Origin of the sequence: Bradyrhizobium sp. BR13661 (assembly GCF_029892425.1) — a bacterium.
Lineage (GTDB): Bacteria > Pseudomonadota > Alphaproteobacteria > Rhizobiales > Xanthobacteraceae > Bradyrhizobium.
In genome coordinates, this window is record NZ_JARXWB010000011.1 from 103,780 (window position 1) to 117,118 (window position 13,339).

At 63.3% G+C, this 13,339-nt stretch carries 11 protein-coding genes; 6 read left to right on the forward strand and 5 right to left on the reverse strand.

The window, feature by feature from the left end; genetic code table 11:
* Positions 1–94 precede the first annotated feature (94 nt).
* Positions 95–1,609 (reverse strand): amidase, encoded by a 1,515-nt coding sequence (locus tag M2427_RS19475; protein ID WP_280708166.1) that lies wholly within the window; start codon positions 1,607–1,609, stop codon positions 95–97.
* A gap of 161 nt (positions 1,610–1,770) precedes the next feature.
* Entirely contained in the window at positions 1,771–2,955 is a 1,185-nt protein-coding gene (locus M2427_RS19480) for a substrate-binding domain-containing protein (RefSeq protein ID WP_280708167.1), read from the reverse strand.
* Positions 2,956–3,134: 179 nt separating this feature from the next.
* Between M2427_RS19480 and M2427_RS19485 the strand changes: the two genes are divergently transcribed.
* The gene (locus M2427_RS19485) at positions 3,135–3,569 is read left to right on the forward strand and encodes a MarR family transcriptional regulator (protein WP_057747431.1); all 435 of its coding nucleotides are present in this window, start codon (positions 3,135–3,137) and stop codon (positions 3,567–3,569) included.
* 272 nt (positions 3,570–3,841) lie between these two features.
* Positions 3,842–4,177, forward strand: a complete 336-nt coding sequence (locus M2427_RS19490; RefSeq protein WP_280708168.1) for a GYD domain-containing protein — start codon at positions 3,842–3,844, stop codon at positions 4,175–4,177.
* An 81-nt stretch (positions 4,178–4,258) separates the two neighbouring features.
* Here M2427_RS19490 and secA read toward each other — a convergent pair whose 3' ends face one another.
* Positions 4,259–7,099, reverse strand: a complete 2,841-nt coding sequence (secA, locus tag M2427_RS19495) for a preprotein translocase subunit SecA (protein ID WP_280708169.1) — start codon at positions 7,097–7,099, stop codon at positions 4,259–4,261.
* 352 nt (positions 7,100–7,451) lie between these two features.
* Here secA and M2427_RS19500 point away from each other — a divergent pair, with 352 nt between their 5' ends.
* Both M2427_RS19500 and argJ read left to right on the forward strand, forming a co-directional pair.
* Complete coding sequence (locus M2427_RS19500) at positions 7,452–8,390, forward strand: peptidylprolyl isomerase (RefSeq protein ID WP_280708170.1); 939 nt, start codon at positions 7,452–7,454, stop codon at positions 8,388–8,390.
* A 111-nt stretch (positions 8,391–8,501) separates the two neighbouring features.
* On the forward strand, positions 8,502–9,743 hold the full coding sequence (gene argJ, locus M2427_RS19505; protein ID WP_280708171.1) for a bifunctional glutamate N-acetyltransferase/amino-acid acetyltransferase ArgJ: 1,242 nt from the start codon (positions 8,502–8,504) through the stop codon (positions 9,741–9,743).
* Positions 9,744–9,746: 3 nt separating this feature from the next.
* Here argJ and M2427_RS19510 read toward each other — a convergent pair whose 3' ends face one another.
* Complete coding sequence (locus M2427_RS19510) at positions 9,747–11,078, reverse strand: pilus assembly protein (RefSeq protein ID WP_280708172.1); 1,332 nt, start codon at positions 11,076–11,078, stop codon at positions 9,747–9,749.
* Positions 11,079–11,199: 121 nt separating this feature from the next.
* Here M2427_RS19510 and M2427_RS19515 point away from each other — a divergent pair, with 121 nt between their 5' ends.
* Complete coding sequence (locus tag M2427_RS19515; RefSeq protein WP_280708173.1) at positions 11,200–11,610, forward strand: (deoxy)nucleoside triphosphate pyrophosphohydrolase; 411 nt, start codon at positions 11,200–11,202, stop codon at positions 11,608–11,610.
* A gap of 165 nt (positions 11,611–11,775) precedes the next feature.
* On the opposite strand, the gene M2427_RS19520 is transcribed toward M2427_RS19515, so the two are convergent.
* Positions 11,776–12,612 (reverse strand): methyltransferase domain-containing protein, encoded by an 837-nt coding sequence (locus M2427_RS19520; protein WP_280708174.1) that lies wholly within the window; start codon positions 12,610–12,612, stop codon positions 11,776–11,778.
* A gap of 108 nt (positions 12,613–12,720) precedes the next feature.
* Between M2427_RS19520 and M2427_RS19525 the strand changes: the two genes are divergently transcribed.
* Positions 12,721–13,308, forward strand: coding sequence for a macro domain-containing protein (locus M2427_RS19525; protein WP_280708175.1), 588 nt, complete (start codon positions 12,721–12,723; stop codon positions 13,306–13,308).
* Positions 13,309–13,339 lie beyond the last annotated feature (31 nt).

The following is a 13,339-nucleotide window of genomic DNA, read 5'->3' on the forward strand; positions in this document are numbered from 1 at the left end:
GGTTTCTTGTTTTGACGCGTTTTCTTGACGCGAACCGGTATCCACTTCGCTGGAAAACGCTCTGCAGCCCACCCCGCCTGCACGTGCTTGCTCCTCACATCTTCTTCCAGTCGCCGATCTGCTCGAAAGCATGCGCGGCGCGATAGATGGTGAACTCCTCGAACAAGCGGCCGACCAGCATCAGGCCAACGGGAAGACCGTCGACCATGCCGCAGGGCAGCGACATCGCGGGATGATGGGTGATATCGAACGGCGCGGTGTTGGAGATCATCTCCAGCGCGCGGGCAACGTAATCTTCACGGCTCGCGGTCGGCTCCGGCAGCTTGGTCGCCTTCATCGGAGTCGTCGGCAGCAGGAGCAGATCATAGTCCTTGAAGGCCTTGTCGTAGGCCGCAGTCAGGCGCCGCGAGATATTGAGCGCCTTGCCATAGTAGCGTGGGCCAAAATTGTTGTTGATGTAGGTGCCGAGCAACAGGAACAGCTTGGTCGTCTCGGACAGCGAATCGGCCTGCCGGCGCCAGCCGCGATGGAAATCCATCAGCGAGGTCGAATAGAGATCAGAGCGGCTAAGGCCATAGCCGTCGCCATACATCATGGTCTGGGTCATGCCCTCGGTGCCGATTGGGGTCCAGATCGCGGGTCCCACGAGATGCATCGGGATCGAGACGGTCTCGACCGTGGCGCCGAGATCCTTGAAACGCTTGGCGGCCTCACGAACGCTCTCATTCACGGCGGACTCGGCGGTTGCCTGCTCAAAGCCTTCTTTCAAGATGCCGATCTTCATGCCCTTGACGCCCTGGCCGAGCGCCTTGGTGTATTCCTCGACCTTCGGAGCCTTGATGCGGGGATCGTAGCCATCGTCGCCGGCGATCACTTCGAGCATGAGCGCGTTGTCGGCGACAGTGGCCGTCATTGGACCAGTATGATCGACGAAGATCTCGATCGGCATGATGCCGGTGTAGGGCACGAGGCCCCAGGTCGGCTTCATGCCGTAGGTGCCGCAGAATGAGGACGGCATGCGGATCGAGCCGCCCTGATCGCCGCCCATCGCCATGTCGGCTTCGCCAAGCGCGACGACGACGCCTGATCCCGAGGACGAGCCGCCGGCCGAATAGCCCATCTTGTAGGGATTATGCACCGCGCCGACCGCGCCGGTGTGGCTACCGCCGGACATGCAGAAGGATTCACAATGGGTCTTGCCGAGGATTTCCCCACCGGCGTCCAGGATGCGCGTGACGACGGTGGCGTCGAAATCGGGGATGTAGCCCTCGAGCGTTGCCGAGCCGTTCATCATGGGAACGCCCGCGAGCATGATATTGTCTTTCAGCGCGACCGTCTTGCCCTTGAGCTTGCCGCTGGCGGCGCCCTTCACCGTCGACTTGCGATACCAGGCGTTGCGCGGATTCTCCTCCGCCGAGGGCCGATAGCCCGGCGTGCGCGGGTATTTGACCTCCGGCACCTCGTCCGGCATCGCGCCGACGAGATTGTAGGCTTCGATCGAGCCCTGCATGAGGCCGCGGAACGAGGCGACGTCGGCGTCGGTCAGCGCGAGGCCGCACTGCTCGGCGACGCTGCGGAGTTGGGCTGGCGTGGGAAGAACAACTGTCACGGCGCGCTCCTTGAGGCTTCTTGATCCCTGGCATTGGACAGCCGCTCGGCTCACGCCTGCACGGCGCGGGCCAATCGGCGTCGCGCCATTACTAGAGACGGAAATATTTTCCTTTTCAAGTATTATTTTGCGCTGGAGGTCGTCGCGTATTGTCGCGTGCGTCAGATCGGCTTGATCAGCTTGAAGTCGAGACCGTCAGCCTCAGCGAGATGCATCGGCATCCGCACATATCCGTTGCGGACGGTGACCTGTCCGCGGGCGCCGCTGTAGACGATGTTGCGGCCAGCTGCGAGCATCGGCCCCATCGCCAATGAGCCGGCCTTGTTGGCGACCGCTTCGAGAAAGCGCATGCCTTCGTAACCCGATTGTCCCACCGAACCGATCGGCGGTGCATTCGGTCCAAACATCGCACGGTAGCGGCTCTGAAAGTCGTCATTGGCCCGCGCGCCGGTGCCGGTGAAATAGCCGGAGGCGCAGAACATGTTCTCGCTGTTGTCGGCGCCGATGCCGAGCAGAACGGTGTCATCCATGGCGCCCGCCAGCCGCAGCGTGGTGGCGCCCAAGCCGCATTCGCCGAAGGCGCGGTTGAAAGTGCTGCTGTCGGTGCCGATCAGCGAGATCAGCACCACGTCGGGCCGCGCGGCGCGGATGCGTGCCAGATGCGGCTCGTGATTGTCCTCGCCGAGCGGAACGAACTCCTCGCCGACCACCTGGCCGCCGGTTTCCTTGATGTAGTTTTTGACGGCCCGGTGCGACTGCCAGGGCCAGACGTAGTCGCTGCCAATCAGATACCAGCGCTTCGCCTTCTTCACGTCGGCCAGCCAATGGATCGATGGCCGGCTCTGCCAGCGCGGCGTCTCGCCGATCGCCATCACGCCGGGCGTGCGCTCGCCGCCCTCATAGACCGGCGTGTAGATATAGGGGATGCGATGCCGCGTGGTGATATCGCGCAGGGCGACGCGGACTGCGCTCGTGTGCAGGCCGACGACGAGATCGACCTCGTCGGAGGCGATGGCCTGCTCGGCGCGGTTGAGGACCTCGTCGAGCGGTCCGCCGGCGTCGTAGACGGAGAACTCGATCTCGCGACCGAGGATCCCGCCGCGCTTGTTGATCTCGGCAACCGCGAGCCGAGCGCTGTTGGTCGCGCAGGGGCCCCAGACGCCCGGGGATCCCGTGCAGCAGATGAAGCCACCGACACGCAGCTTGTTGGTGCCGCGGCGCCTGAGAAGCGCGTGATCGCCCGGCGACAGCGCGGCATCAGCCGCCGATGACGACAGATTCCTGAGCAGCAAGGACGGCGGCAACGCCGGACCGCCGTGAGCCGGGAAGTTTACCGTCGCGTGCACGCCAACTCCTGTCTGGCACCAGACCTGAAAGCACATTGAGCAGGCGGCCGCGGCATCCGCCCTTTTGTTGTGCAATCATCCTATTTTGAAAATATTGAATATTCAAGAATTGAAGTGCATATAGATGCAGCATTGATTGCAAGACATTCACTCATTTGGGTCAAGACGAAGTCTTAGCCGTGGCAAAATCCAACGCTCCCATCACCGAACACCTCGCCTACCTGCTCGCGCAAGCCAACCGGGAGATCAACCGGCAGCTGGAACTGCGCTTGAGCAAGGAGGGAGTTCCCGTCGAGCAATGGCGGATCCTGAAAGTGCTGTCGGACGGCGACGGCCATTCGATGGGCGAGCTTGCGGATGCCGTGCTGCTCAACCATCCGACGCTGACCAAGATGATCGACCGCATGGTCTCCGACACGCTGGTCTATCGCGTGCAGGACCCGAACGACCGCCGCAAGGTGCTGATGTTCATCTCCGACCGCGGCAAGGTGCTGTGCAAGAAGCTCAACTCGCTCGCCGTGGACCAGGAAGAGCACATCCTGGAGAGCTACGGCGACAAGTCGACGAGCGAGCTGAAGCGGTTGCTGGAGAGCTTGATCGATAGTTCGAATTGAGACGGGATCGAGCGACGGAGTGTGCGCCAGGCAAGTGGATGCCGGCGCATTCAAGGGACATTTCGGAGCCCTTCCGCACGATCGCTAACTGATGTAGACTTCCCTGCAGCCGCCACAGGGTAGTGCCGAAGGCCCCGTTGATTGTTAGCGGCAATTTGCCCACGGCAGGGCTCGCGATCCTTCATTGATCTATTTTGGACCGGCGCTTTTTCATCACGCCGGATGGACTGCATACATTTCATCATCACTCGCTCCCGAGAGGAGAAGTCATCATGCATTTCTGTATGACAGCGCAGTACACGCCAAAATCGCTCAACGCCATCATGGAGAATCCCAAGACCAATCGTCACGAGGCGGCCAAGGCGCTGATCGAAGCTGCGGGCGGTAAATTGATTTCGATGTACAGCACGGCTGCCGACGGGCCCGGTGTGCTGGTCATCTTCGACGTACCCGACCCCAGTGCCGCACCGGCAATATCGGGCACCGTGGTAGCGTCTGGCGCCATCCACAACGTGAACCTCACGCGCTTGTGGACGCAGGATGAAATCACCAAGGTCCGGCAAATCGCAAGCGAGTTGCGGGGCAAGTATCGGCCGCCCGGCAGCTAGAGATCGCATCCACGCTCACAAAGTGGCGCACCAGATGCCCCGCTCAAGTCGAGCCGGGGCATCACGCCGAGACTCCCGCCCTTACGCGTACCGCCCGTGGCAGTGCTTGAACTTCTTGCCTGAGCCACAAGGGCAATCCTCGTTGCGGCCGACCTTGCCCCAGCTGGCCGGGTTCTTGGGGTCGCGAAGCGCGGCGTCGGTAGCCTGGGGCGCGAGCGTAACGTTCGCAAGCGCCATTTCGTCTTCGCCGGTGTTCGGATCGAACTTGTGCGCTTCCATCTGCGGCAGCACGGGCGCTTCCTGCTCCGGCGGGACGATCTCGACGCGCATCAGCTGCGCCGTGACGGCCTCGCGCAAATGCGCGCTCATCTCCTGGAAGAGGTTGAAGGCCTCGGTCTTGTACTCCTGCAACGGATCGCGCTGGCCGTAGCCGCGCAGGCCGATGACCTGGCGCAGATGGTCGAGCATGATCAGGTGCTCGCGCCAGAGATGGTCGAGCGTCTGCAGCAGGATGGTCTTTTCGACGTAACGCATCACGTCGGGACCCCACTGCCCGACCTTGGCGGCCATGTGCTCGTCGGCCCTGGTCTCGATGCGCTTGAGCAACTCCTCGTCGGCGATGCCCTCTTCCTTGGCCCAGTCCTGGACAGGCAGATCGAGATCAAGCACGCGCTTCAACTCGTCCTTCAGGCCGGCAACGTCCCACTGCTCGGCATAGGCATGCTCGGGCACGTGCTTGGCGACGAGATCGTCGATGAAGGCGTGGCGCATGTCGGTGACGGTCTCGGCAACGCTGTCGTCCTTCATCAGGTCGATGCGCTGGTCGAAAATCACCTTGCGCTGGTCGTTCTGGACGTTGTCGAACTTGAGCAGGTTCTTGCGGATGTCGAAGTTGCGGGCTTCGACCTTCTGCTGCGCCTTCTCGAGTGCCTTGTTGATCCAGGGATGAATGATGGCCTCGCCCTCTTGCAGGCCGAGACGCTGCAGCATGCTGTCGAGACGATCCGAGCCGAAGATGCGCATCAGATCGTCTTCCAGCGACAGGAAGAATTTCGAGCGGCCGGGGTCGCCCTGACGGCCGGAGCGGCCGCGGAGCTGGTTGTCTATGCGGCGGGATTCGTGGCGCTCGGAACCGATAATGTAGAGGCCGCCGGGCTTCTGGACGGTCTTGGCCGGCTTCGAACCCTTGGCCGGCTCGATCTCGACCGTCTCTTCGGCCTTCAGCACGATGTCGCGGAAGTGCTCGATGTCGGCCTTGATCTGCTCGATCTTCTTCGCCTTCTCGGCCTCGTCCTCGATCCCTGCGGTCTCCTGCTGGATCCGCATTTCGAGCGAGCCGCCGAGCTTGATGTCGGTGCCGCGGCCGGCCATGTTGGTCGCGATCGTGATCGCGCCGGGAACGCCGGCCTCGGCGACGATATAGGCCTCCTGCTCGTGGAAGCGCGCGTTCAGCACCGCGAACAGCTTGGCCGGCTTGTTGGCGCGCGCCGCGGCGTACAGCTTCTGCATCGAGTTCTCGTTGCCGAAATCGATCTGCCGGTAGCCGTGCTTCTTGAGATATTCGGCAATCACTTCCGACTTCTCGATCGAGGCCGTGCCGACCAGAACCGGCTGCAGCCGCGCATTGGCGCGCTCGATCTCGGCCAGGATTGCCGCATATTTCTCGTTCTGGGTGCGATAGACCTCGTCGTCCTCGTCGAGACGCTTGACCGGCAGATTGGTCGGGATCTCCACGACCTCGAGCTTGTAGATGTCGAACAGCTCGTCGGCCTCCGTCAGCGCGGTGCCGGTCATGCCGGCGAGCTTTTCGTACATGCGGAAGTAGTTCTGGAAGGTGATCGAGGCCAGCGTCTGGTTCTCGGGCTGAACCTGAACGTGCTCCTTGGCTTCAAGCGCCTGATGCAGACCTTCGGAGTAGCGGCGGCCCTGCATCATGCGGCCGGTGAACTCGTCGATGATCACGACCTCGTCGTCGCGGACGATGTAGTCCTTGTCGCGGGTGAACAGCGTGTGGGCCCGCAGCGCCTGGTTGATGTGGTGCACGACGGAAACGTTCTCGACGTCGTAGAGCGACTCGCCCTTGAGCTGGCCGGCATCGCGCAGCAGCCCCTCGATCTTCTCCATGCCGGCTTCGGTCAGCGTCACCGTGCGCTGCTTCTCGTCGACATCGTAGTCGGTCTTGTCGAGCTTGGGCAGGAACGAGTCGATGGTGTTGTAGAAATCGGAGCGATCGTCGAGCGGACCGGAGATGATCAGCGGCGTGCGCGCTTCGTCGATCAGGATGGAGTCGACTTCGTCGACGATGGCGTAGAAGTGCGGCCGCTGGACCATGTCCTCGAGCCGGTACTTCATGTTGTCGCGAAGATAGTCGAAGCCGTATTCGTTGTTGGTGCCGTAGGTGATGTCGCAGGCATAGGCCGCCTTGCGCTCGGCATCGTCCAGGCCATGCACGATCACGCCCGTGGTCAGGCCGAGGAAGCCGTAAATCTGGCCCATCCAGCCGGAGTCGCGGCGGGCGAGGTAGTCGTTGACCGTGACGACGTGGACGCCCTTGCCGGCGAGCGCGTTGAGATAGACCGCGAGCGTCGCCACCAGCGTCTTGCCTTCGCCGGTCTTCATCTCGGCGATGTCGCCCTCGTGCAGCACCATGCCGCCGATCAGCTGGACGTCGAAATGGCGCTGGCCGAGCGTGCGCTTGGCGGCCTCCCGCACGGTGGCGAAGGCGGGCACCAGCAGGTCGTCCAGCGTCTTGCCCTCGGCGAGCTGCTTCTTGAACTCGGCGGTGCGGGCCTTGAGCTGTTCGTCGGAAAGTTTGACGAGCTCACCCTCCAGCGCGTTGATCGCGTTGATGCGGGACTGATATCCCTTCACCCGCCGGTCGTTGGAGGAGCCGAAAAACTTGCGGGCGAGCGCGCCGATCATGACCAGTTCCTGTGTTCGCGAATGAACCGCGTTGCAGCCAGTAGGTTGTCACCCACTTGCCTATCAACTCACCGTGACGCCTTGTGGTGTCAGTGCCCGACTGCGGGGTCATCCGCCATATGGGTGGGAATTGGGCAAGTCAGGGTTCAACGGCCAAAAACGCAGCAAAATAAACGCCATCGCCATGGACGCGACCCGGCAGAGATATGGCCGGCCCATAGCCTTGTCAACGGCGGCCAATGTCGTCGCAAATTCATCATTTTGACAGACTTTTCGCGTTGCCAAGCCCCCCTGAATTGGGCGAGTGTCCGCCCCGCTCGAGCAGCCCCCTGCTTCAACAAAAGGATTTTCCATGACCACCTCGTTCCCGGTAACCACCGGCCTGCGTTTCCGCCGTGCGTCCGCCCTGGCTGGCAGCCTCGCCCTGGCGCTGACCCTGGCCGTCGCGGGCCCTCTCCGGGCGGCCGATGATCCGGTCCTGGCCAAGGTCAATGGCGCTGAAATCAGGAAGAGCGACGTCACCATGGCCGAGGAGGAACTCGGAGCGAGCCTCGCCCAGATGGATCCGGCGACCAAGGACCAGAACGTCCTGTCGTTCCTGATCGACATGAAGATCGTGGCCAAGGCCGCCGAGGACAAGAAGGTCGCGGACGGCGAGGAATTCAAGAAGCGGATGGCGTTCGCCCGCAACCGCCTGCTGATGGACAGCCTGCTCGCCCAGGAAGGCAAGGCAGCCACCACCGACGACGCCATGAAGAAGGTCTATGAGGAGGCCTCCAAGCAGATCACCGGCGAGCAGGAAGTGCGCGCCCGCCACATCCTGGTCGAGACCGAGGACGAGGCCAAGGCGGTGAAGGCCGAGCTCGACAAGGGCGCGGATTTCGCCGAACTGGCCAAGAAGAAGTCAAAGGATCCGGGCTCCGCCGACGGCGGCGACCTCGGCTTCTTCACCAAGGAACAGATGGTGCCGGAATTCTCGGCCGTCGCATTCGCGCTGGAGCCGGGCAAGATCTCCGACCCCGTGAAGTCGCAGTTCGGCTGGCACGTCATCAAGGTCGAAGAAAAGCGCAACCGCAAGGCGCCGGAGTTCGACCAGGTCAAGCCGCAGATCGAGCAGTACGTCACCCGCAAGGCCCAGGCCGATTACGTCGCCAAGCTCCGTACCGAGGCCAAGGTCGAGCGGCCGGATCAGCCGGCAGCGGACGCGTCGAAGGATGCCAAGCCGGCCGACGCAAAGCCCGCGGATGCGAAGCCTGCCGACAGCAAGATGGCCCCTCCGGCCAAGAAGTAAGAATTCGCTGTCACTTCGCTGACGCGAAGAGTATCTAAGCCTACCTGATGCCCGGCCCCGCAAAGAGGGGCCGGGCATCTGCATATCCAGACCTCACCAAGGCGCCCCGCGATGTCCTCAACCGTCTCCCCGCTCGCCCCCAAAAACGTTCCTGACATGCCCGTCATCCCGGGCGTCCGCCTTGCGACGGCCGAGGCCGGCATCCGCTACAAGAACCGCACCGACGTGCTGCTGGCGATCATGGACAAGGGCACTGCGGTCGCCGGCGTCTTCACCAAGTCGAAGTGCCCCTCCGCGCCAGTCGAATGGTGCCGTGCGAAGCTGAAGGGCGGCAAGGCCCGCGCGCTCGTCGTCAATTCCGGCAATGCCAATGCCTTCACCGGCAAGACCGGCCGCGCCTCCACCGCGCTGACCGCGAAAATCGCGGCCAAGGCCGTCGGCTGCAGCGAGAGCGAGATCTTCCTGGCGTCGACCGGCGTGATCGGCGAGCCGCTGGACGCGACCAAGTTCGACGGCGTGCTGGGACGGCTCGCCGTAACAGCGGAAGCCGGTGACTATCTCGCCGCCGCCAAGGCGATCATGACCACCGACACCTTCCCTAAGGTCGCGACCGCGACCGTCAAGCTCGGCAAGGCCAAGGTGACGATCAACGGCATGGCCAAGGGCGCCGGCATGATCGCCCCCGACATGGCGACGATGCTGTCCTTCATTTTCACCGACGCGCCGATCGCGCCCGCCGCGCTCCAGGCGCTGCTCAAGGCCGGCGTCGAGGACACGTTCAATGCGGTGACGATCGACGGCGACACCTCGACCTCGGACACGCTGCTGGCCTTCGCCACCGGCGCGGCTGCCGAGCACGGCGCGCCCAAGATCAGCCGCGCCAGCGATCCGCGCCTGAAAGCCTTCGTCAAAGCCTTCAACCAGATCCTCGCCAATCTCTCCGAGCAGGTCGCCCGCGACGGCGAAGGCGCGCGCAAGCTGGTCGAGATCACCGTCGAGGGCGCCAAGACCAAGGCCTCCGCACGCAAGATCGCGATGTCGATTGCGAATTCGCCGCTGGTAAAGACCGCGATCGCCGGCGAGGACGCCAATTGGGGACGCGTGGTGATGGCGGTCGGCAAGGCCGGCGAGCCGGCCGATCGCGACAAGCTGTCGATCTCCTTCAACGGCATCCGCGTCGCCAAGAGCGGCGCACGCGATCCCTCCTATGACGAGACGCAGGTGTCGGAAGCGATGAAGGCTCCGGAGATCGCAATCAAGGTCTCGCTCGGCCTCGGCAAGGGCCGCGACCGCGTGCTGACCTGCGACCTCACCAAGGAATATGTCGCGATCAACGGCGATTACAGATCGTAAGCCTCACCCCGCAATGCGCGCGTCGGCGACGGCCTTCTTGAACAGCGCGTTCATCGCATCCGAAATGCCTTGCGTCGGGCTCACCTCGAAATAGAGCCCGGGCGAGGCGCAGCTCTGCATGTTCTGTGCGATCTGGCTGTTCGGCGACGGGCCGAACGGTCCCTGATTGAAGGGATCGATATAGGTCATGTACCAGGAGTTGGTCGGCAGTTGCAGATAGGTGGTGTAGAGCACCGCGATCTTGATGCCGCGATTCTTGATCGTGGTGCAGAGCGAGACATCGATCGGCGACTGGCAGCGGCCGCCGCTCACCGTCGGCTTGGAGCAGCCAGTGTTGTACTCGTCGGCAACACCGTCCGAAACGAAGAACAGATATTTCATCGGCGCCGCCGACGTGCCGGCGCCAGGCGAGCTGATCGCGGTGTTGATCGCCGGAAACACCGTGCTGAACTGGCTGTCCTTGTCGGCGGTATAGGCATCGTTGTTGCCATAAACACCCATCAGATCGATGGAGCCTGCCGCCGTCTTGGCGCTCGACAGGCTCGCTGACAGCGAAAACAGCGCGCGCAGGCCGATGGTCTGCGACGACGCGCCGAAATCGTAGATCGCCATGCGGAACTGGTTCGAGTAGGTTTCAGTGGCGCTGGCCGTATCCATCAGCGACTGCGTCGCGCTGCGGAGCACGTCGATCCGCGTGGTCACGCCGAGCGTCTTGGCAAGATTGTAGTAATTGTTCGGATCATTGTAGTCGTGACAGGCGAAGGCGCATTTGTCCGACGTGTGGTTGACCATGGTGCTGACGTCAGTCGGCGTCGCCGCTACGCCCATCGACGGCGAATTGTCCAGCAGCAGATAGAAGTCGACGTAGAGCGGCATGTTGACGGTCGAGGTCGACGTGCCTGTTACCGTCAGCGAGCTCCTGCCGATCAGGCCGAGAAACATGGTGTTTATAGTGGCGCTGAAGGTGACCGTGGACGTGACGGTCGAGCCGCTTTTGACCACGGTCGGTGTCACGCTGTTCAGCGTATAGCCGGTCAAATTGTAGCGGTTGGCATCGAAGATATTCTGGGCATCGGTCACGCCGACGGCAATCGGGCCGTCCGATGTCATCGAGCCCGCAGCCAGGAAGGCCGGCGAGGCCTTGGCGATCGCGCCGACGCTGGCCGCGTCAGCCGCGGCCTGCAGCTTGGTCCGGGTCTGTGTCGCGCGGGAGTAATCGATCGTGCAGCCGACCGCGGTGATCAGCGGCACGCAGGAAATCGCGAAGATCACCGCGATATTGCCCCTGGTGTCGCGGACGAACCGGCGGATGAGAGTGCGAAGCGCAACGTGCATGGCTCGAGCCCGGAATGTTCAAAGAGTTCCCATTCTACGAGCGGTCGATTAAGTATGACTTAGAGCGCGGACCCGCATGGGGTTAACGAACCGTAAAGATCTTCAGCGAGCGACATCAGGCATGGCCGATCTCAAACTGACACTGGTGGTGGCGTGCGCGCTGGTCGACGCCGACAAGCGCGTCCTGATCGCGCAACGCCCCCCGGGCAAGACGCTCGCCGGCCTCTGGGAGTTTCCCGGTGGTAAACTGGAGCCCGGCGAGCGGCCGGAGCAGAGCCTGATCCGCGAGCTCAACGAGGAGCTCGGCATCACCGTCGCCGAGCCGTGCCTGGCGCCGCTGACCTTTGCCAGCTACGGCTACGAGACCTTTCATCTGTTGATGCCGCTCTACATCTGCCGGCGCTGGGAAGGGATGGTCGAAGCCCGCGAAGGCCAGACGCTGGCCTGGGTCCGTGCCAACAAGCTGCGCGACTATCCGATGCCCCCGGCGGACATTCCGCTGATCCCGCATTTGATCGATTTGCTGATGTGAGGCAGACCGTGCCCCGGACGCCATCAGCGCGTCTACGCGCGTCTTCGACGCGCTATGGCAGCGCTCTTGCGGTGCGCTGCAGAGCCGGGGCCCATGCCTGCCGCAGAGCTGGGTCCCGGCTCTGCGCAGCAGCGTAAGAACGCTGCTGCGCGTCCGGGACACAGGTTACTCCTTCCCGGCCTTCTTCACCGCCTCGGCCAGGCTCGCCTTGGCCGAACCCGGCTTCAGCGGCTGCTGCTGGCTCGCATGCGGCGCCCAGCCTGAGAGCCAGATGATGTCGAAGGTCGCGCGGATGCGCCCATCCACATCGGCAAAACGCTCGGCATAGATTTCAGCCATGCGCAGCAGCGTCGCGCGCCGGCTTGGCGCACGCCGCCGCTCGATCAGCACATTGGTCGCGCCCATACGACGAAGATCCTGCATCAGCGCGAACGCGCTGGAATAGCGCACCACGACACGATCGACGTCGGTGACCGGCAGCGCAAAGCCGGCCCGCTGCAGCAGCGCCCCGATGTCGCGCAAATCAGCAAATGGCGCGACGCGCGGCGACACGCCGCCCTCGCATTCGGCCTCCGCCGCGGCAAAAGCCTGCCGCAACTCGGTCAGGCTATCGCCGCCGATCATCGCGGCGAGCAACAATCCATCCGGCTTCAACGCGCGGCGGATTTGCGCGAACACGCCCGGCAGATCGTTGACGAATTGCAGCGCCAGCGCCGAGACGACGAGATCGAGACTATCGGGCGCAAGGGGCAGTTTCTCCGCACCCGTCGCATCGAGCGCGATGTGTTGGGTCGCACGCAGCCCAGCGAGCCCCTCCCCAGGCGTCCACAGATCAGCCGGCGCCTGAAACTCGCGCATCACCGCAGCCAACCGGTCGGACATGTCCTCCGCGACCCGGTCGAGCAGGAAGGTCACCTCGCCCAGCGCCTGCGCGCGGCCCTGCCTTGCGTGCAGCAATGCGCGATCGAACAAGACTGGTGGGGTCTGCGGGGTCTGAGCCATGCCGCTGGTTACGCCGATGACGGCCAGTCTGGCAACCCGCCCAACGGCAACGCAGGTGGCGCAACCGGGCGCGCCATCGTATGGTCAGGCCTCACCGAGGCTTGGGTCGTGTTCAGCATTTATCTTCGCGATATCAACGCAGACGTTGTCGAAGCGTGGCGAACTGCATTTACCGACGTGGCAGACGTCGAAGTTTCGCTTGGCGACATCTTTGCGCAACAGGCCGATGCAATCCTGAGCCCGGCTAACAGCTTTGGGCACATGGATGGCGGCATCGACCTGCTTTACTCGCGCTATTTCGGTTGGGATCTCCAGACCAATCTCCAAGCCATATTGGCAGAGCAGCATTATGGAGAGCTGCCAGTCGGCCAGGCGATCGTGCTCGCCACTGACCACGAACGCTTCCCGTATCTGGTGAGTGCGCCCACGATGCGGGTCCCGGCGCGCATCGATCAGACCGTCAATGTGTACCTCGCATTTCGGGCAGCTCTCATTGCCGTCCTGTCGTACAATGCCGGCGACGGTGAGACGATTCAGTCCCTCCTCGTCCCGGGTCTAGGAACGGGCGTAGGCGCAATGCCTCCTGTGCGGGCCGCCCGCCAGATGCGGCTTGCCTACGACTCGATCCTCGCACCCGCCTCAGAGCGACGAAGCGCCCGCGCCATCCTAAGAGAGCACCACGAACTGCTTTCGTGACGGCCCCTTGACACTTGAGCACCGCTGGGCA

Excerpts from the sequence above, each read along its gene's own strand:
- M2427_RS19490 (WP_280708168.1), top strand. The coding sequence starts at position 3,842 with ATGCATTTCTGTATGACAGCGCAGTACACGCCAAAATCGCTCAACGCC.
- secA (WP_280708169.1), bottom strand. The coding sequence starts at position 7,099 with ATGATCGGCGCGCTCGCCCGCAAGTTTTTCGGCTCCTCCAACGACCGG.
- M2427_RS19500 (WP_280708170.1), top strand. The coding sequence starts at position 7,452 with ATGACCACCTCGTTCCCGGTAACCACCGGCCTGCGTTTCCGCCGTGCG.
- argJ (WP_280708171.1), top strand. The coding sequence starts at position 8,502 with ATGTCCTCAACCGTCTCCCCGCTCGCCCCCAAAAACGTTCCTGACATG.
- M2427_RS19510 (WP_280708172.1), bottom strand. The coding sequence starts at position 11,078 with ATGCACGTTGCGCTTCGCACTCTCATCCGCCGGTTCGTCCGCGACACC.
- M2427_RS19515 (WP_280708173.1), top strand. The coding sequence starts at position 11,200 with ATGGCCGATCTCAAACTGACACTGGTGGTGGCGTGCGCGCTGGTCGAC.
- M2427_RS19520 (WP_280708174.1), bottom strand. The coding sequence starts at position 12,612 with ATGGCTCAGACCCCGCAGACCCCACCAGTCTTGTTCGATCGCGCATTG.